Origin of the sequence: Micromonospora chokoriensis (assembly GCF_900091505.1) — a bacterium.
Classification (GTDB): domain Bacteria; phylum Actinomycetota; class Actinomycetes; order Mycobacteriales; family Micromonosporaceae; genus Micromonospora; species Micromonospora chokoriensis.
Genome location: NZ_LT607409.1, coordinates 5,665,032 through 5,683,367, shown reverse-complemented (window position 1 = coordinate 5,683,367; position 18,336 = coordinate 5,665,032). Strand labels below are relative to the sequence as shown.

Annotated in this window: 12 protein-coding genes; 10 read left to right on the top strand and 2 right to left on the bottom strand. The window is 73.7% G+C overall.

All coding sequences use genetic code 11. The annotated features are described in order from the left end of the window. The first annotated feature begins 229 nt into the window (after positions 1-229). Entirely contained in the window at positions 230-3,949 is a 3,720-nt protein-coding gene (locus tag GA0070612_RS25720; RefSeq protein WP_088990255.1) for a S8 family serine peptidase, read from the top strand. A 52-nt stretch (positions 3,950-4,001) separates the two neighbouring features. Here GA0070612_RS25720 and GA0070612_RS25715 read toward each other — a convergent pair whose 3' ends face one another. Then, entirely contained in the window at positions 4,002-5,021 is a 1,020-nt protein-coding gene (locus GA0070612_RS25715; protein ID WP_088990254.1) for a helix-turn-helix domain-containing protein, read from the bottom strand. Between the two features lie 89 nt (positions 5,022-5,110). Here GA0070612_RS25715 and recN point away from each other — a divergent pair, with 89 nt between their 5' ends. The 9 genes from recN (at position 5,111) to GA0070612_RS25670 (ending at position 17,847) form a co-directional block, all read left to right on the top strand. Beyond that, a complete protein-coding gene (gene recN, locus GA0070612_RS25710) occupies positions 5,111-6,868 on the top strand; it encodes a DNA repair protein RecN (RefSeq protein ID WP_088990253.1) in 1,758 nt (585 codons plus the stop codon). A 119-nt stretch (positions 6,869-6,987) separates the two neighbouring features. Next, entirely contained in the window at positions 6,988-8,166 is a 1,179-nt protein-coding gene (steA, locus tag GA0070612_RS25705) for a putative cytokinetic ring protein SteA (protein WP_088991766.1), read from the top strand. A 27-nt stretch (positions 8,167-8,193) separates the two neighbouring features. Beyond that, on the top strand, positions 8,194-9,135 hold the full coding sequence (locus tag GA0070612_RS25700; protein WP_088990252.1) for a copper transporter: 942 nt from the start codon (positions 8,194-8,196) through the stop codon (positions 9,133-9,135). 73 nt (positions 9,136-9,208) lie between these two features. After that, positions 9,209-10,075, top strand: a complete 867-nt coding sequence (locus tag GA0070612_RS25695) for a hypothetical protein (RefSeq protein WP_088990251.1) — start codon at positions 9,209-9,211, stop codon at positions 10,073-10,075. 1 nt (position 10,076) lies between these two features. Further along, positions 10,077-11,765, top strand: a complete 1,689-nt coding sequence (gene murJ, locus GA0070612_RS25690; protein WP_088990250.1) for a murein biosynthesis integral membrane protein MurJ — start codon at positions 10,077-10,079, stop codon at positions 11,763-11,765. Next, the gene (locus tag GA0070612_RS25685; RefSeq protein ID WP_088990249.1) at positions 11,762-12,931 is read left to right on the top strand and encodes a glycosyltransferase family 4 protein; all 1,170 of its coding nucleotides are present in this window, start codon (positions 11,762-11,764) and stop codon (positions 12,929-12,931) included. The genes murJ and GA0070612_RS25685 overlap by 4 nt, the downstream gene beginning before the upstream one ends. Continuing rightward, positions 12,931-15,303, top strand: coding sequence for a hypothetical protein (locus GA0070612_RS25680; RefSeq protein ID WP_088990248.1), 2,373 nt, complete (start codon positions 12,931-12,933; stop codon positions 15,301-15,303). The genes GA0070612_RS25685 and GA0070612_RS25680 overlap by 1 nt, the downstream gene beginning before the upstream one ends. Before the next feature lie 152 nt (positions 15,304-15,455). Next, positions 15,456-17,207 (top strand): CTP synthase, encoded by a 1,752-nt coding sequence (locus GA0070612_RS25675; RefSeq protein WP_088990247.1) that lies wholly within the window; start codon positions 15,456-15,458, stop codon positions 17,205-17,207. Between the two features lie 34 nt (positions 17,208-17,241). Then, entirely contained in the window at positions 17,242-17,847 is a 606-nt protein-coding gene (locus tag GA0070612_RS25670; protein WP_088990246.1) for an NUDIX domain-containing protein, read from the top strand. An 84-nt stretch (positions 17,848-17,931) separates the two neighbouring features. Here the strand turns inward: GA0070612_RS25670 and GA0070612_RS25665 are convergent, their stop codons facing one another. Next, positions 17,932-18,273: a TM2 domain-containing protein gene (locus GA0070612_RS25665; protein ID WP_408630584.1), complete on the bottom strand. Its 342-nt coding sequence runs from the start codon at positions 18,271-18,273 to the stop codon at positions 17,932-17,934. Between the last annotated feature and the right edge of the window lie 63 nt (positions 18,274-18,336).

The following is an 18,336-nucleotide window of genomic DNA, read 5'->3' as shown; positions in this document are numbered from 1 at the left end:
GCCGGTGCGCGGTCGGCGCGGCAGCCACCGGTGACAGCCTGCCGGCGCACCGCCCGGGCGGCAGCCGGTGACGATGACGCACACCGTGGGTGGACGGTGGTTGTCCACCTGGCGACATGTCGCCGCTGCGGCGGCTGGTGACTAGTGACCTGGTGACAGGCTCCGACGCAGACTCCGATCGGCCCTCATCTACGGATGGTGGGCCTGGAGGAGTAGAGGAGCACATCGCATGCACTGGTCCCCACGCTGGCTCGCCGTCGGCGCGGTCGGCGCGTTGGTGGTCGGCCTCGCCGCACCGGCGTCCGCCGACCCGCCCGCCCGGCCCACCGGCCCGACATCGGGCACGCCCACCCCGGGCGCCGCGCCCGTCCGCATCACGCTGATCACCGGTGACCAGGTCGACCTGGCACCGGCGGCGCCTGGTCGGGTCGCCGCCACCGTCCGCCCGGGACCCGGGCGCGAACGGATCTTCTTCCAGACCACGCAGGTCGACGGCACGCTGCGGGTGCTACCCAGCGACGCGCTGCCCTACGTGAGCAGCGGGGTCCTCGACGCCAACCTGTTCGACGTGCAGGAGTTGGCGGCCGACGGCTACGGCGACACGGCGCGGGGCAACCTGCCGCTGATCGTGCGGTACCAGGAGCCGGCCGCCGGTCGGGTGCGGCCGCTCGCCGGTGCCACCGACGCCCGCCCCCTGGAGAGCATCAACGGTGCGGCGCTGCGGGTGGGCAAGGGGGATCTCGGCGGTCTGTGGAGCTCGCTCGCCGGCACGCCGACCACCCGGACCACGGCCGCCGCGCCCCGGCTGGGCGGCGGCATCGCCCGGATCTGGCTGGACGGGAAGGTCCGTCCGACACTGGAGCACAGCGTGCCGCAGATCGGCGCGCCGACGGCCTGGGCAGCTGGCCGGGACGGCAGCGGTGTGAAGGTGGCGGTGCTCGACACCGGCGTCGACGCCACCCACCCCGACCTGGCCGGGCGGATCGCCGAGGCGCAGGACTTCTCCGGCAGCGGCAGCGCCCGCGACGGCCACGGCCACGGCACCCACGTGGCGGCCACCATCGCCGGCAGTGGGGCGGCGTCCGACGGGCTCCGCAAGGGCGTCGCCCCCGGCGCGCAGCTCCTGGTCGGCAAGGTGCTCGACGACGGCGGCTCCGGTTACGACTCGTCCATCATCGCGGGCATGGAGTGGGCCGCCCGCTCCGGCGCGAAGGTCGTCAACATGAGTCTCGGCGGCGGTCCGACCGACGGCACGGACCCGATGAGCCAGGCGGTCAACGACCTGTCCGCCGAGACCGGCGCGCTGTTCGTGATCGCCGCCGGCAACGCGGGTGAGGCGCGTACCGTCGGTGCGCCCGGCGCGGCCGCGGCGGCGCTCACCGTCGGCGCGGTGGACCGCGACGACAATCTCGCCGACTTCTCCAGCCGTGGTCCGCGGCTCGGTGACAACGGCCTGAAGCCGGAGATCACCGCGCCGGGCGTCGGCATCGTCGCCGCGCGGGCAGCCGGCACCACGATGGGTACGCCGGTGGGCGACGCCTACACGACCGCGTCCGGGACCTCGATGGCCACCCCGCACGTGGCCGGCGCGGCGGCGATCCTCGCGCAGGAGCACCCCGACTGGGCTCCCGGGACGCTCAAGGACGCGCTGGTCAGCACCACGAGGGCCAACCCGGCGTTGACGGTGTTCGAGCAGGGTGGCGGCCGGGTCGACGTGGCGCGGGCGCTCACCCAGCGGGTGTACGCTTCGGCGACCGTCGACTTCGGTCGGGTCGCCACCGGCGGCGACGCGGTCGAGCGGACCGTGACGTACACCAACGGGACTGGTGCGGCGCAGACCCTGCGGCTCGCGCTGGACCTGCGCAACCTGGACAGCGGTGCGGCCGATACCGACGGGGTCTCCGTCGGCTCCGGCACGGTGACCGTCGCGGCGGGTGGCAGTGTGGCGGTGCCGCTGCGGGCCGACCCGGCGAAGCTGGCCCGGGGCCCGCACGGTGGCTGGTTGGTGGCGACCGGTGCGGACGGTGTCGCCGTACGGACGCCGGTCGGGTTGACCGTGAGTGGTCCGTTGCACGAGGTCACCGTGAAGGTGTTGGACCGCAAGGGTCAGCCGGGGCTGTCTCCGGCGCTGACCCTGTTCGGTGAGCAGCCCGAGTCGGACTACTGGGGTTGGTGGCCGGGTGAGGGCACCCTGCGGGTCGAGGAGGGCACGTACCTGCTGACCGCGCTGGTGGAGCACGGCGCACCCCTGGACGAGCAGATGACCCAGACCGTCGAGCCGGAACTGGTCGTCGACCGGGACCTGACGGTGGTGCTCGACGCCCGCAAGGGCACGCCGGTGCGGATCGAGACGCCGAAGCCCAGCGAGCAGCGGGCCACGCTCAGCTACTACGTGCACCGGGTGTTGGGCAACGGTCGGCAGATCGACCACGGTGTGATGGCGTACAGCACGGTCCAGCAGGTCAACGTCACGCCGACCCGGCAGGTGCGGCAGGGTGAGTTCGAGTTCGCCTCGCGCTGGCAGCTCGTCGCGCCGATGGTGGACGCGACGGTCAGTGGGGTGTCCGGTCCGTCGGACATCAACCTGCTGGGCAGGTCCCCGGCGCCGACCGGTCGGCGTAAGCTGCCGCTGGTCTGGGCCGGTGTCGGCGCCCCCGCCGAGCTGGCCCGGGTGCGGGGGGCCGCCGCGCTCCTCACCGCCGACCCGAACCGGTCGGAGGAGGAGCAGGTAGCCGCCGCCGCGGCGGCGGGTGCCGCAGTGGTGTTGATCGTGCGTCCGGAGGACCAGACCGCGTGGACGGTGTGGCGGCCGGCTGAGGAGCGGCTGCCGATCCCGGCGATGGTGGTGGCGTACGACGACGGGCAGCGGTTGATTGCGGCGGCGCGTAAGGGTCGGGCGACGCTGGACCTGACGTTGACGGTGGACAGCCCCTACCTGTACGACGTGTGGCAGGTGTCGAAGGGGCGGGTGCCGGAGCGAATCGTGCACACGGTGACCGCGAAGAACACCGCGCAGGTGACCGCGAGCTACGGCGACACGGGCGCCGGGTGGGCCACCGAGGAGCGGTTCGGTTGGCGTCCGTGGCAGGAGTACGCCTGGAACGACGACCAGCGCCTGGTCCGCAACGGCACCACCCGGCAGGAGTTCGTCAGCGCTGGGGACACCTGGTGGCAGCACCGGGTGCTGCACAAGTCGATGTTCATGCAGTGGGGGAAGTTGACCGGTGGCCTGGCCCAGGAGCCCCGACGGTACGCCGCCGACGACCGGGAGACCGAGAGTTGGCACGCGCCGGTGGTCCGCCCGGCCGTGCCGGCCCGTGGGGCGCCGGTGCCCACCCGTACCGGCGACAGCCTGGACCTGCGGGTGCCCGAGTTCGTCGACGCGGGTGGGCACTACGCGGTGGCCGGTAACAGCGAGGAGTCGGACACCGTGGAGGCCCGGGTCAGTCGGGACGGGCAGCAGATCGCCGACCTGTCCGGCGGGTGGGCCCCGGTGCCCGCCACCGCGGGTCGGGCCCGCTATCGGCTGGACCTGACCACGAAGCGGTCCTCGGCGGAGTGGCGCTACGCCACCCGTACCGACACGGCCTGGGAGTTCACCTCGGCCCGTCCGTCGGGTGGGGCCGCCGCGCCGTTGTCGCTGTTGCAGGTGGACTACCAGGTGCCGGCGGATCTGCTCGGCACGGTTCGTGGCAACCGGCCGCACCAGGTGGCGCTGACCCTGCGTCAGCCGACCGGTGTGCCCGCGCCGACCGGCGCCAGCGTCCGGGTGCAGGTGTCCTTCGACGGGGGAGTCACCTGGCGTGACGCGCCGACGAAGGGGTCGGGCACCCGGTACACCGCGACCGTGCCGGCGGGGCGTGGAACGGTGTCGTTGCGGGTGCACGCCGCCGACCGGGCCGGCAACACCGTCGACCAGACGGTGCTCCAGGCGTACGGGCTGCGCTGACCGGAGGCCGGGGTGGGGTGGCCGTGGGCCGCCCCGCCCCGGCTCCGGGCGGTCAGAGCCAGCCGCGTCGGGCGACCTGGAACGCCAGCCCGGGTCGGGTGTCCACCCCGGCGGCGGCCATCAGGTCGGCGATGCGTCGTTGCACGGTCCGGCGGCTCACCCCGAGCTGCGAGGCGATGGACTTGTCGGGGACGCCGGCCACGAACAACGACAGCAGTCGTGCCTCGTCGGCGTCGGGCTGGTAGCCGTCGCCGGGTCGGTCCTCGGGGTCCGGCCGCCGACCCTCGGGCGCGGCGACGGTGAGGGGACCGTCGAGGCGCAGTCGGGTGGCGACCCGCCAGTGGCTCTCGAAGAGGGCGAGCAGCGCGTCGAGCAGTTGGCTGCGGCCGATCACGGCGGCGCTCGGCTCCCCGCCGTCGCGGTCGGGCACCAGCGGGCAGATGGCGGTGCTAGCGTCCACGATGGCCAGTCGGACGGGCAGCCGGTCCAGCACCCGGGCCTGCTCGCCGGCGGCGACGCCCTTGGCCAGGTCGGCCAACGCTCCCGGTTCCAGCAGCAGGTCACGCTCGTAGACGGCGCGGTAGCTGACCCCGCGGGCCAGCGCGTCGAACTCCTCGACGTTCTCCGGGCCGGCCATGGCCAGGGGGTTGGCGCGGCAGAACCACAGCACCTCGGTACGCGCCGAGTTCTGCAGGTCGCGCAGGCGGTCGCGGAGGACCCGGGCTCCGACGATCACCTCGACGAGGTGGTCGACGTGGTGCCGGCGCAACCCGGACCGGTACTCCTCGGCGAGTTGGGTGACCCGGTGCCGGGCGGCCTCCAGGTCCTCCTGGCGGCGCAGCAACGCGCCGCCGAGGGCGACGTCCGGGGCGGTCGGGAGCAGGGGCGCGTCCGGGTCGATGTCGGTGGGTTGTACCAGTCCCTTGGCGCGCAGCGCCTCGATCTGGGCGACGACCTGCTCGCGCGGCCGGTGCAGGCGACGGGCCAGGTCGTCGACGCGCGCCGCGGTGAGCTGGAGCAGGCAGCGGTAGAGCTCCTCCTCAGCCGAGGTCAGGCCGATCACGTCCAACACGGGGCAGAACTGTACGTCGGCCGGATGCCGGCCGCGCCGGGGCCCGTCGGCTGGTCAACTGTCGCCCCTCGCGTCTACTGTCGGTGGCTGTGCTGGAAGAGCTGCGCATCACCGGACTGGGCGTCATCGACGACACCACGCTGCCGTTGACCGGCGGGATGAACGTCATCACCGGCGAGACCGGTGCGGGCAAGACGATGGTGGTCACCGGCCTCGGTCTGCTCTTCGGCGGCCGGGCCGACGCCGGGCGGGTTCGTGCCCAGCCGGGTCGGGCGGTGGTCGAGGGGCGGTTGCGTCTGCTCGGGCGGGTCGCCGACGCCGTGCACGCGCGGATCACCGAGGCCGGTGGGGAGCCCGACGAGGACGGCTCGGTGCTGTTGAGCCGCACGGTGACGGTGGAGGGGCGCTCGCGCGCCCACGTCGGCGGTCGGAGCATGCCGGTGTCGATGCTCGGTGAGGTCGGCGAGCAGGCGGTGGCCGTGCACGGTCAGTCCGACCAGTTGCGCCTGCTGCGTCCGGCTGAGCAGCGGGCCGCGTTGGACCGGTTCGCCGGCCCGGAGCACGAGAAGCTGCTCGACGCGTTGCGGGAGTCGTACACGGGGTGGCGGCGGGTGGTCGACGACCTGGCCGACCGGCGGCGCAACGCCCGCGAGCGCAACCAGGAGGCCGACCTGCTGCGGTTGGGTCTCGACGAGATCACCCGGGTCGATCCGCAGCCCGGTGAGGACGACGAGCTGAAGACCGAGGCGCAGCGGCTGGAGCACGCCGAGGGGCTGCGGACGGCCGCGCAGATCGCCCAGCAGTGTGTGGCCGGTGGCGCGGAGGCCACCGACGAGACACCGGACGCGGCGGCGTTGCTCGGCACCGCCCGGCGGACCCTGGAGGCGCAGGCGGGCACCGACCCGGCGCTGGGTGACCTGGCGTCGCGCCTGGAGGAGGCGGCGACCCTGGTCACCGACGTGTCGGCGGAGTTGTCGGCGTACCTGGCGACGCTCGACGCGGACCCGGCCCGGTTGCAGCACGTCTACGAGCGGCGGGCGGCGTTGCGTGCCCTGACCCGTAAGTACGCCGACGACGTCGACGGGGTGATCGCCTGGGCTGACCGGGCGCGGACGCGGCTGTCCGACCTGGACACCTCCGACGACCTGTTGGACGAGTTGGAGCGTGAGGGTCAGCGCCTCGCGGTCGAGGTGGCGGACCTGGCCGGGCGGGTGTCGGCGTCCCGGCAGGAGGCGGCGCTGCGGTTCGCCGACCAGGTCACCGTGGAGTTGGCCGGGCTGGCCATGCCGCACGCGCGGATCGAGGTGGCGGTGCTGCCGCGCCCGGCGGGGCGGGCCGAGCCGACGTTGTCGGTCAACGGGGTCGAGGTGGGTGTCACCTCGGACGGCGGTGACGAGGTGGAGCTGCGGTTGCTGGCCCACCCGGGCGCGCCGTCGTTGCCGTTGCAGCGCGGGGCGTCCGGTGGTGAGTTGTCCCGGGTGATGTTGGCGATCGAGGTGGTGTTCGCCGGGTCGGGCGGCCCGCCCACGTTGGTCTTCGACGAGGTCGACGCGGGTGTGGGTGGTCAGGCGGCGGTGGAGATCGGTCGGCGGTTGGCCCGGTTGGCGCGTAGTCACCAGGTGTTGGTCGTCACGCACCTGCCGCAGGTGGCGGCGTTCGCCGACCGGCACCTGGTGGTGGCGAAGGACACCGGTGGCGCGGTGACGACCAGCGGTGTGCGGGTGGTGGAGGACACCGAGCGGGCTCGGGAGCTGGCCCGGATGTTGGCGGGTTTGCCGGATTCGGATCTGGGTATCGCTCACGCCGAGGAGCTTCTGGCCGTGGCCGCCAAGGAAAGGCGGCTGTGACGCCGCGTATTGTGAGCGCAAGCACACCGGCTTGTGCCGACGTGTGCTTCCCTGGGTAGGCGGCCCTGCTCAGGCATGTCGCGACAGAAAAGCCTGCCTCACATGCCAGGATGGTCACGATGCGTCTACCCACGTTGCGCCGGAACCGGAACCCCGAGCCGGGCAGAGTCCTCGGCACCGCGCGCCTTGATCGCCGGACGAAACGGCTGGTCGGCCGGCTGCGCCCCGGTGACATCGCGGTCATCGACCACGTCGACCTGGACCGGGTGGCGGCCGACTCGCTCGTCGCTGTCGGTGTCGGGGCGGTGCTCAACGCGAAGCCCTCGGTGTCCGGCCGTTACCCGAACCTCGGGCCGGAGGTGTTGATCGCCGCCGGCATTCCGCTGCTCGACGATCTCGGCGAGGGGGTCTTCGAGCGGATCCGCGAGGGCGACCAGGTCCGTATCGAGGGCAACACGGTCTTCGCCGGTGACGAGCCGGTGGCCCACGGCAGCCTCCAGGACGCCGAGTCGGTCGCCAAGGCGATGGCCGACGCCCGGGAGGGTCTGTCGGTGCAGTTGGAGGCGTTCGCCGCCAACACGATGGACTACCTGCGCCAGGAGCGCGACCTGCTGCTCGACGGGGTGGGCGTTCCGGACATCGAGACCCAGATGCAGGGTCGGCACTGCCTGATCGTGGTGCGCGGGTACGACTACAAGGCCGACCTGGACGTGCTGCGCCCGTACATCCGGGAGTTCAAACCGGTGCTCATCGGCGTCGACGGTGGGGCGGACGCGCTGGTCGAGGCCGGCTACACCCCCGACATGATCATCGGGGACATGGATTCGGTCACCGACGACGTGCTGCGCTGCGGCGCCGAGGTGATCGTGCACGCGTACCCGGACGGGCGGGCGCCCGGCCTGCCCCGGGTCAACGGTCTCGGCGTCCCGGCGATCACCTTCCCCGCCGCGGCGACCAGCGAGGACCTGGCGATGCTGCTGGCCGACGAGAAGGGCGCCTCGCTGCTGGTCGCGGTCGGCACCCACGCCACGCTGGTCGAGTTCCTGGACAAGGGGCGTGGTGGCATGGCCTCGACGTTCCTGACCCGGCTCAAGGTCGGTGGCAAGCTGGTCGACGCCAAGGGGGTGAGCCGGCTCTACCGGCAGAGCATCTCCGGTTCGTCCCTGTTGTTGCTGGTGCTGTCGGCGATCGCGGCGATGGCGTCCGCGGTGGCCGTGTCGACAGTCGGGAAGGCGTACCTCGGCGTGGTCGCCGAGTGGTGGGACAATCTCGTGTTCCAGCTGTACCGGCTCTTCTAGTTCCCGACCGATCAAGAGGCTGCAAGCGTGATCAACTTCCGCTACCACGTGGTGTCCCTCACCGCGGTCTTCCTGGCTCTGGCGATCGGCTTGGTGGTCGGCACAGCCGCCCTCAACGGCCCGGTCGCCGACTCGCTCGAGGGACAGGTCACCGGGCTGCGTAAGGACAACCAGAACTGGCGCCAGCAGGTCAACAACATGGAGAAGCAGCTCGCGCTGGAGGAGGACTTCGCCGAGGAGATCTCGCAGGTCATCCTCCCCGGCACCCTGACCGGGCGCCGCGTGCTGGTGCTGACGCTGCCCAACGGGCGCGACCACACCGAGGGCGTGCTCAAGAAGCTCCAGCAGGCCGGCGCCACCCTCACCGGGCGGGTCGAGTTGCAGGACAAGTTTATCAACCCGGACAACAACACCAACCTGCTGGAGTTGGCCGTCACCGCCGCCCGCCCGACCGCCCAGACCACCGGCCTGCCGGGCAACGGGCACGGTGTGGAGACGTCCAGCGCGTTGCTGGCCAGCGTCCTGCTGGACCGTCCCCAGGGGGTCGCGCCGGTCAGTGACGCCGACCGGCGGGCGGTGCTCGCCGCCTACAACAACGCCGGCTACCTGACCACCGACAACAACAAGGTCACCGGCTCGGCGGAGGCGGTCGTGGTGGTCAGTGGCCAGCCGTACGTCGACAAGGACTCCGAGAAGCGGGACGAGTCGGTCGTCAAGATCGCCGAGCAGTTCGACCGGACCGGGTCGATCGTGGTGGCCGGGAAGGGTTCCGTCGGCGGCAACCTGGTGTCCGTGGTCCGTGGTGACCCGGTGCTCGCCCAGACCATCTCGACGGTCGACAACGCCAACACCGTGCAGGGTCAGCTGGTCACCAGCCTCGCCCTGGTGGAGCAGCTCACCGAGAAGAAGGCCGGGCAGTACGGCGTCGGCGACAACGCGCCGTCCCTGCTGCCTAAACTGCCCCAGTGAGCGAACGACGTACTCCGGTGTCCGTAATCGACGTGCGCGAGCGAGCGGGCCTGACACGCGGCAGGGTGGCGGCATGAGGATGCTTGGTCGGTTGCTGCTCGTCGGCGCCGGCGCCGCGGCGGCCCGGTACGCGCTGCGTGAGGTCCGCACCTCGCCGGCGGGGCCGGCATTGGAGCGCACCAACTTCCGGGGCCGCACGGTCAGCCTGGCCGCCGGGCCGGCGCTCGCCGCGGGTGCGGCGGCCGTCGGCGCGTTCGGTGCCACCAGCGGCCCCTCCGGTGGGGCGGCGCTGGTCGCCGGCCTCGGGGCGGGTGCCGTCGGCCTGTACGACGACGTGGTGGGCGCGCGGCCGGAACAGAAGGCGGCGAAGGGTTTCGCTGGTCACCTCGCCGCGCTGCGTGAGGGGCGGGTCACCGCCGGCCTGGTGAAGGTGGCCGGGGTGGGTGCCGCCGGCCTGGGCGCGGCGGCGCTGCTGGCCGCCGACCAGCGGGTCGCGGCGCACCCGCGCCGGCAGCGCCACGGCGCGGTCGGTCGGGGCGTCGACGTGCTCCTGGGCGCCGGGGTCATCGCCGGCACGGCCAACCTGCTCAACCTGCTCGACCTGCGGCCGGGCCGGGCCATCAAGTCCGGGCTGCTGCTCGCCGCGCCGCTGACCGGTGGGCCGCACGGCGGGATCGCCGCGGGTGCCGCCGGTGCCGCCGCCGGTCTGCTCCGCGACGACCTGGGCGAGGACGTGATGCTCGGTGACAGCGGGGCGAACGCCCTCGGGGCGCTGCTGGGTGTCGCGCTCGCCGCCCGTACCGGCCCGCTCGGCCGGGCCGGTCTGCTCGCGGTGCTCGCCGGGCTCACCGCCGCCAGTGAGAAGGTCAGCTTCACGGCGGTGATCCAGCGGACCCCGGGGCTGCGCGAGCTCGACGCACTGGGCCGACGCGCCGACTGACGTGACCCGACCGGCCCCCCTCGCCGGCGCCGGCCGGCTGGCCGGGGCAGCCGCGCTCATCGCCGTCCTCACCGTGGCCAGCCGGCTGGCCGGCTTCGGCCGCACCGCCCTGTTCACCTGGAGCCTCGGCAACACCGACCTCGGCGGCACCTACGTGGTGGCCAACGCGGTGCCGAACTTCATCTTCGAGATCGTCGCCGGTGGCGCGTTGGCCAGCCTCGTCGTACCGCTGCTGGCCGGCGCTGTCGCGGCCGGCGACCGGACGACGGTGGCCCGGACCACCGGCGCGCTGCTGACCTGGACGCTGGCCCTGCTGGTGCCGCTCGCGGTGCTGGTGGTGCTGCTCGCCGGGCCGGTGGTCGAGTCGCTCGGGCACCATCTGACCGCCGCCCAGCAGCAGAGCGGCATCCGGATGTTGCGGATCTTCGCACCGCAGTTGCCGCTGTACGGGGTGGGCATCGTGCTCACCGGGGTGTTGCAGGCGCATCGGCGCTTCGCCTGGCCGGTGCTCGCGCCGCTGCTGTCCAGCCTCACCGTGATCGTGGTCTACCTGGGGTTCACCGCGACGCAGGGGCGCAACGCGACGGTCGGCGGGGTGAGTCGGGGCGGTGAGCTGCTGTTGTCGGTCGGTACGACCCTCGGCGTGGTGGTGCTGTCGTTGTCCCTGCTCATCCCGGTCAGCCGGCTGCGCCTGGGGATGCGGCCCGGGTTCGGGTTCCCGGCCGACGCGCGGGCCCGGGTCGGCGGGTTGGCGGTGGCCGGCGCGGTCACCGTCACCACCCAGCAGATCGCCCTGATCGTCAGCCTGAACCAGGTCACCGCCGGAGCGCGGAGCAACCCGGGCGTCTACAACCTGGCGCAGACCGTCTACCTGCTGCCGTGGGCGGTGCTGGCGGTGCCGTTGGCGGTCGCGGCGTACCCGACGCTGGCGGCGGCACGGGCCGCCGGTGACGAGGGTGCCTACCGGGCGACGCTGGCACCCGCCGTGCGGGGGGTGCTGCTGTTCAGCTTCCTCGGCACCGCCGCGTTGATCGGCACCGCCGGGCCGGTCGGGTATTTCTTCTTCCCGGCGTCCACCGCGTCGACGGCCGCCGCCGCGATCATCGGGTACGCCCCCGGGCTGGTCGGTTACGGCCTCTTCGCGGTGCTCACCCGGGCGCTGTACGCCCGAGGGGAGACCCGGGCGGCGACGGCGGCCACCGCTGTGGGCTTCCTGGTGGTGCCGGCCGTCGTCGTGCTGTTCGGCGCGCTGCTGCCGCTGCGGGACCGGGTGTTCGCGGTCACGTCCGCCACCTCGGTGGGGATGCTGGTGCTCGGGGCGTTGCTGCTCCTGGCGGTGCGGCGCAGCGCCGGGCGGCCGGCGCTGGCCGGCGCGGCACGGGCCTCGGGCGCCGGTGTGCTGGCCGGTGTGCTCGCCGCGCTCGCCGGGTGGGGGCTCAGCCGCTGGCTCGACTCGTCGGACGGCGGCACCCCGACGATGGCGGCGGCACTCGGTCAGGGCATGCTGTCCGGGGTTCTGGTCGGGGCGGTGTTCCTCGCCGTGGTCTGGTTCGTCGACCGGCGGGACGTGGCGCCACTGCTCGCCGGGGTGCTGCGGCGTCTGCGTCGACGCGGAGGTCGGGGCGGCGGTCCGACGGCCGGTGCGGTCTCCCCGGAGCGGGACGATGGGAAGGAGACGGCGGCGCGATGAGTGAGCCAGCTCTGTCCGCCGGGTGGTCGGGCACTGTCGCGTTGGTGCTCGCGTCCAGCACCGGCGGGGTCGGCCAGCACGTGCGGTCGGTGGCGCGTGGCCTCGTCGCCGGCGGTGCCACCGTCCTGGTCTGCGGGCCGGCGGCGACCCAGGAGCAGTTCGACCTCACCGGGGTCGGTGCGCGTTTCGCGCCGGTGGAGATCCCGGCCAGCCCGACGCCCGCCGACGCCCGGGCGGTGCTCGCCCTGCGCCGGGTGCTCACCACCTCCGGGGTCGACGTGGTGCACGCCCACGGCCTGCGCGCCGGGCTGGTCGCCGTGCTGGCCCGTCCCACCGCGCCGCTGATCGTCACCTGGCACAACGCGGTGCTCGCGGGCGGTCTGCGCGGCGGGGTGTCCCGGCTCGTGGAGCGGGTGGTGGCCCGGGGCGCGCGGGTGGCGCTGGGCGCCTCCGAGGACCTGGTGCGGCGGGCCGCCGCGCTGGGCGCCGCCGACGCCCGGCTCGCCCCGGTCGCCGCGCCGACGCTGCCCGCGCCGAGTCGACGCGCGGCGGCGGTCCGCGCCGAGTTCGGGGTGCGCCCGGACCAGCCGTTGATCCTGTCGGTGGGTCGGCTGCACCCGCAGAAGCGCTACGACGTGCTGATCGACGCGGCGGCCCGGTGGCGTACGCGTACCCCGCCGCCGGTCGTGGTGATCGCCGGCAGCGGGCCGGCGTATCTGCCGTTGGCCGCGCGGACCTCCGCGGCCCGTGCCCCGGTGACCCTGCTGGGGCACCGCACCGACGTGGCCGACCTGCTCGCCGGCGCCGACCTGGCGGTGGTGACCAGCGACTGGGAGGCCCGGCAACTCTTCGCCCAGGAGGCGCTGCGCGCCGGCGTGCCGCTGGTCGCGACCGCCGTCGGTGGGCTGCCGGACCTGGTCGGCGACGCCGCCACGCTGATCCCGCCGGGCGACGTCGACGCGGTCGACGCGGCGGTGCGGGCGCTGCTGGACGACCCGGCGGCCCGGGCCGAGCTGGGCCGGCGTGGCGCGCAGCGGGCGGCGACGTGGCCGACCGAGACCGACACCGTGGCCGCTCTGGCCGCCCTCTACGCCGAGCTGGCCGCCGACCGCGCCGGCCCGGCGGCCACCCCGGGCTCCGACGCCCCCAGAACGGGACACCGGTGATGCTGCGCCGAATCACCCCCGCCCTGCTGACCATCCTCGTGGTGTCGTTGGGCGTCGCCGCGCTCGCCGCGCGCCCGCCGCAGGACAGCCCGCGACGCACCGCCGACTTCGTGGTGCTGGCCGGGGTCGCGGGGCTGCGCTGGGAGGACGTGGACCCGCAGCGCACCCCGACGTTGTGGCGGATGGCCCAGGAGGGGTCGATCGGCTCCCTGTCGGTGCGCTCCGCACACCGACCCACCTGCCCGGTGGACGGCTGGCTGACAGTGGGAGCGGGCAGCTTCGCCGCGTGGAACGGCAGCCGCTCGCCGGAGGGCTGCCCGAAGGCGGGGGTGACCGTCGAACAACCGGACGGCATCGGCGCGAACCTGCCCGATCAGGAGAGCGTGGTCCAGCACAACCAGCAGCGCCTGCCGTGGGGCGCTCTGCCCGGCTCGCTGTCGGAGTCGGTGCGCTGCTCGGTCGCTGTGGGCCCGGGTGCGGCGGTGGCCGCCGCCCGCCCGTTCGGCCGCGTCGACAGGTACGCCCCGGCGTTGCCCGCCGACCCGCGGCCGCTGCTCGGCGCCTGCGTGCTGAGCATCGTCGACCTGGGCACTGTCGAGGGGACCGACGCGGCGACCCGCGCCGCGGAGGTCAGGGCGGCGGACGCGCAGCTGGCCCGGGTGCTGGCGGCCCGGCCACCGCGGTCGTTGGTGCTGGTCGCGGGGATCTCCGACACCGCCCAGTCGTCGCGGTTGCACGTGGCAGTCGCGCACGGGCCGGGCTGGGAGCGGGGTTGGCTCACCTCGGCCAGCACCGGCCGCGACGGCTACCTGCAACTGGTCGACCTCGCGCCGACCGCCCTCGCCGCGTTGGGTCGGCCGATGCCGGAGCGGCTCTTCCTGGGCCGTCCGGCGGTCAGCGTCGGTGGTCGTCCCGCCGACCTGGCCGAGGCGATCGACGCGCCGGCCGACGCCGATCGGGAGGCGGCCGCCCAGCGTGACGTCTCCGGGGTGTTCTTCGCGGTGCTGGCCGGGGTGCAGGTGCTGCTGGCGCTCGGGATCCTGCCGTTGCTGCGCCGGGCCCGCCCGCACGCCGGGCCGACCGGCCCGAACCCCGTCTCCGGGCGGATCGTGGCGGTGGTGGAGCTGCTGCTCGTCGCCGTGGCGGTGACGGTGCCGGCGGCGTTGCTGGCCGACGCGGTGCCCTGGTGGCAGGGCGACCACCCCGGGTGGATCTTCGCCGGGGTCACCGCGCTGCTGGTGGCGGCGGGCACCGCGGCGGTGCGGTTCGCCCCCGGGTACGCGGGCACCCTCGGCCCGCTCGGCGCGGTGGCCGGCCTCACCGCACTGGTCGTCGGGCTGGACGTGCTCACCGGGGCCCGCCTGCAGCTCAACGGTGTGGTCGGCTACTCGGCGTTGCAGGGCGGCCGGTACTCCGGGCTGAGCACGGTGGGGTTGGGCGTGTTCCTGGCCGGGGCGTTGCTCGCCGGGGGGTGGCTCGCCCAACGGGTGCCCAGGGGGTGGCGGCCGGCGGTGACGGTGGCCGTGGGTGGTCTCGCCGTGGTGGTGGTCGGCAGCCCGTACCTGGGCGCCGATCCGGTCGGCGCGATCGCGCTCACCGCCGGGGTGAGCGTCGCCGCGGTGATCAGCGCCGGTGGCTGGTTGACGATCAGCCGGTTGGCGTGGGCCGCGATGGCCGCCCTGGCGGTGGGTATCGGTTTCGGTGTGGTGGACCTGCGTCGCCCGCCGGCGGAGCGGGGAAGCCTGGGGCGGTTCCTCTCCGCGCTCGGTGACGGCACCGGCGGGTTCACCGTGCACCGGTCCAGCACGGAGAACTTCGAGACGTTGGTCAACAGCCCGCTGACGGTGCTGGCGCTGACCGGTGGGTTGCTGGTGTGGTTCGCCCTGTTGCAGCCGTGGGGTGGGTTGATGCGGCTGTTCGGCATCTACCCGGCGGTCCGGGCCGCGTTGGGCGGGACGGTGGTCGCCGCGGTGCTCGGTGGTCTGCTCGACGGCGCGGCGCTGGACGTGATGGGCGCCGCCGCCGCGGTGCTGGTGCCGATGGCTGTCCTGGCCTCGCTGCGGGTGCTCGGGCACGCCGCGGACCGTACCCGTCCGGTCCCGGGCCGGTTCCGTGAGAGCGGCGCCGACGACGACTCGGGCTCCGGCGGGGTCGGCCCGACCGGTGGGGATGACATCCCGACCGGCGGTGGGCCGTTGGGTGCGGCCCATCCCCGGCCGGTCAGCGGCCCGCCCGCGAGCGCACCGGCGGCGGCCCCGGCCCCGGACGCCCCGACCGCAGGCCCGGACGGCCCGGCGGAGCCGCCCGCGGGCGGGTCCGCCGTGGCGCCCCGGCAGGCCACCCGGTCATCGACCGAGGTTGCCGCTTCCTGAGCGCCGGATGACCCGCGGGTGTCGCAGCTGGGGTGCGGCCTGCGAGTACCCGTCCGGGAGGTGTTACCGTCGAATCCCGTGGATCGCGTGATCACTTTGCTGATCAAGCACGGCGGTCTGCATGACCGCGACAGACGACACGGGAGCAGGCCTTGGCCCCATCAGCACGGACGACCAGGCACATTTTCGTCACCGGGGGCGTCGCCTCCTCGCTGGGTAAGGGCCTCACCGCCTCCAGCCTCGGCAACCTGCTGACCGCGCGCGGGCTGCGTGTGGTGATGCAGAAGCTCGACCCCTACCTGAACGTCGACCCGGGGACGATGAACCCGTTCCAGCACGGTGAGGTCTTCGTCACCGAGGACGGCGCGGAGACCGACCTCGACGTCGGGCACTACGAGCGGTTCCTCGACCGGGCGTTGTCCGGCAAGGCGAACGTCACCACGGGTCAGATCTACTCCGACGTGATCGCCAAGGAGCGGCGCGGCGAGTACCTCGGCGACACCGTCCAGGTCATCCCGCACATCACCAACGAGATCAAGTCGCGGATCCTGGCGATGGCCGACCCGGACGAGGACGGTCAGCTCCCCGACGTGGTGATCACCGAGGTCGGTGGCACCGTCGGCGACATCGAGTCGCTGCCGTTCCTGGAGGCGATCCGTCAGGTCCGCCACGACCTCGGCCGGGACAACTGCTTCTACCTGCACGTCTCCCTGGTGCCGTACCTGGCGCCGTCGGGTGAGCTGAAGACCAAGCCGACCCAGCACTCGGTGGCGCAGCTGCGCAACATCGGTATCCAGCCGGACGCCATCGTGTTGCGCTGTGACCGGGAGATCCCGGAGAAGCTCAAGGAGAAGCTGTCGCTGTACTGCGACGTCGACCGCGAGGCGGTCGTGGCCGCACCGGACGCCCCGAGCATCTACGACATCCCGAAGGTGCTGCACCGCGAAGGGCTCGACGCGTACGTGGTGCGCCGACTCGGCCTGTCGTTCCGGGACGTGGACTGGACCAGCTGGGACGACCTGCTGGAGCGGGTGCACCGGCCCCGGCACACGGTCACCGTCGCGGTGGTCGGCAAGTACGTCGACCTGCCGGACGCGTACCTGTCGGTGAGCGAGGCGATCCGCGCGGCCGGCTTCGGTCACCGGGCCCGGGTGCAGCTCACGTGGGTGCCCAGCGACGAGTGCGTCACCCCGGCCGGCGCGGCGGCGGCCCTGGCGGGCGTCGACGGCATCCTCATCCCCGGTGGGTTCGGCGTCCGCGGCATCGAGGGCAAGATCGGCACCGCCCGGTACGCCCGGGAGAACGGCATCCCGCTGCTCGGCCTCTGCCTCGGCCTGCAGTGCATGACCATCGAGGTGGCCCGTCACCTGGCCGGTCTGGACGGCGCGAACTCGGCGGAGTTCGACGAGAAGGCGGCGCACCCGGTGATCGCCACGATGGCCGACCAGGAGGACATCGTCGCCGGCAAGGGCGACCTGGGCGGCACCATGCGGCTCGGGGCGTACCCGGCGACGCTGACCGAGGGCTCGCTCGTCGCCGAGGCGTACGGCAGCACCGAGATCAGTGAGCGGCACCGGCACCGCTACGAGGTGAACAACGCCTACCGGGACGCGCTGACGAAGGCGGGTCTGCACATCTCCGGCACCTCCCCGGACGGCCGGCTGGTCGAGTTCGTGGAGTTGGACCGCAGCCTGCACCCGTTCTTCGTGGCCACCCAGGCGCACCCGGAGCTGAAGAGCCGCCCGACCCGCCCGCACCCGCTGTTCGCGTCGTTCGTCAAGGCTGCCGTGGCGTACTCGCAGGCCGACCAGTTGCCGGTCGACCTGGACGCGGCGGCGGACGCCCCGTCGGCGCGTAAGGCCGCCCGCAACGGCGCCGCGACGAAGGCCGCTTCGGCCTCGTGAACGAGGGCAGCGAGCCAACCAGCGGGGGGCCGGCGTGAGCGGGCTGGAGCACCGCTACGAGGTGCGGTCGCGGCAGGAGCGCTACCGGGGGCGGATCTTCGACGTGGTCACCGAGGAGGTGACCATGCCCGGCGGCGGGACCGGGGTGCGTGACGTGGTGCGGCACGTCGGCGCGGTGGCCGTGGTGGCGCTCGACGACGCCGGTCAGGTGGTGCTGATCCGCCAGTACCGGCACCCGGTTGGGCGGCACCTGTGGGAGCTGCCCGCCGGGCTGATGGACGTCTCCGGTGAGGAGTTGCCGGCCGCCGCGTTGCGGGAGCTGGCCGAGGAGGCGGACCTCACCGCCGGGCGGGTCGACGTGCTGGTCGACCTGCACAGTTCGCCCGGGTTCACCAACGAGGTGGTGCGGGTCTTCCTGGCCCGCGACATCGCCGACGTGCCGGCCGACGAGCGCCACGAGCGCCACGACGAGGAGGCCGACCTCCAGGTCGTGCGGATCGACCTGGACGAGGCCGTCGCGATGGTCCTGGCCGGTGAGATCACCAACGCGTCCGCGGTGGCCGGGCTGCTCGCCGCGGCCCGCGCCCGGGACACCGGTTGGTCGACGGTGCGTCGGGCGGACGCGCCGCTGCCCCGCTGAGCAGCGCCGCCGGTCCGCACCGGTGAGGGGGTACGACGACAGGGGCCCCGCGGTCAGCCGCGGGGCCCCTGTCGTCGTTCTGGTTCAGGAGTCGCGCAGCGGACGGCCCTGTGCGTCGGTGCCGCCGTTGACCAGGATGAGGATTCCGTCGATGACGCCCCAGAGGGCGCCGAAGCCGCAGGTCACCACGCTCACGACGAGCTGGAGGACGGCGATCTTGGTGTGTCCGGTGTAGAACCGACCGGCACCGAAGGTGCCCAGCAGGATACCGAGGATGCCCGCGATGATCTTGCTCTTGTCGGAGACGCCCTGCGGGTACCCCGGCTGGGGGTACCCGGGCTGGTAAGGAGGAGTGGTCATGGGCGGACACACTAGTGATCCACTTGCCCGCTGTCCGCAACGCCACCCGACAGATGGGACGATGATGGCCGAACACTGTCCTGACGGCTGAGGTGGCCATCCGCCGCGGAGCCCGGGTCGGTGCCCTGA

Coding starts and splice junctions, on each gene's coding strand:
- GA0070612_RS25720 (WP_088990255.1), top strand. CDS start 230: ATGCACTGGTCCCCACGCTGGCTCGCCGTCGGCGCGGTCGGCGCGTTG.
- steA (WP_088991766.1), top strand. CDS start 6,988: ATGCGTCTACCCACGTTGCGCCGGAACCGGAACCCCGAGCCGGGCAGA.
- GA0070612_RS25695 (WP_088990251.1), top strand. CDS start 9,209: ATGAGGATGCTTGGTCGGTTGCTGCTCGTCGGCGCCGGCGCCGCGGCG.
- GA0070612_RS25685 (WP_088990249.1), top strand. CDS start 11,762: ATGAGTGAGCCAGCTCTGTCCGCCGGGTGGTCGGGCACTGTCGCGTTG.
- GA0070612_RS25680 (WP_088990248.1), top strand. CDS start 12,931: ATGCTGCGCCGAATCACCCCCGCCCTGCTGACCATCCTCGTGGTGTCG.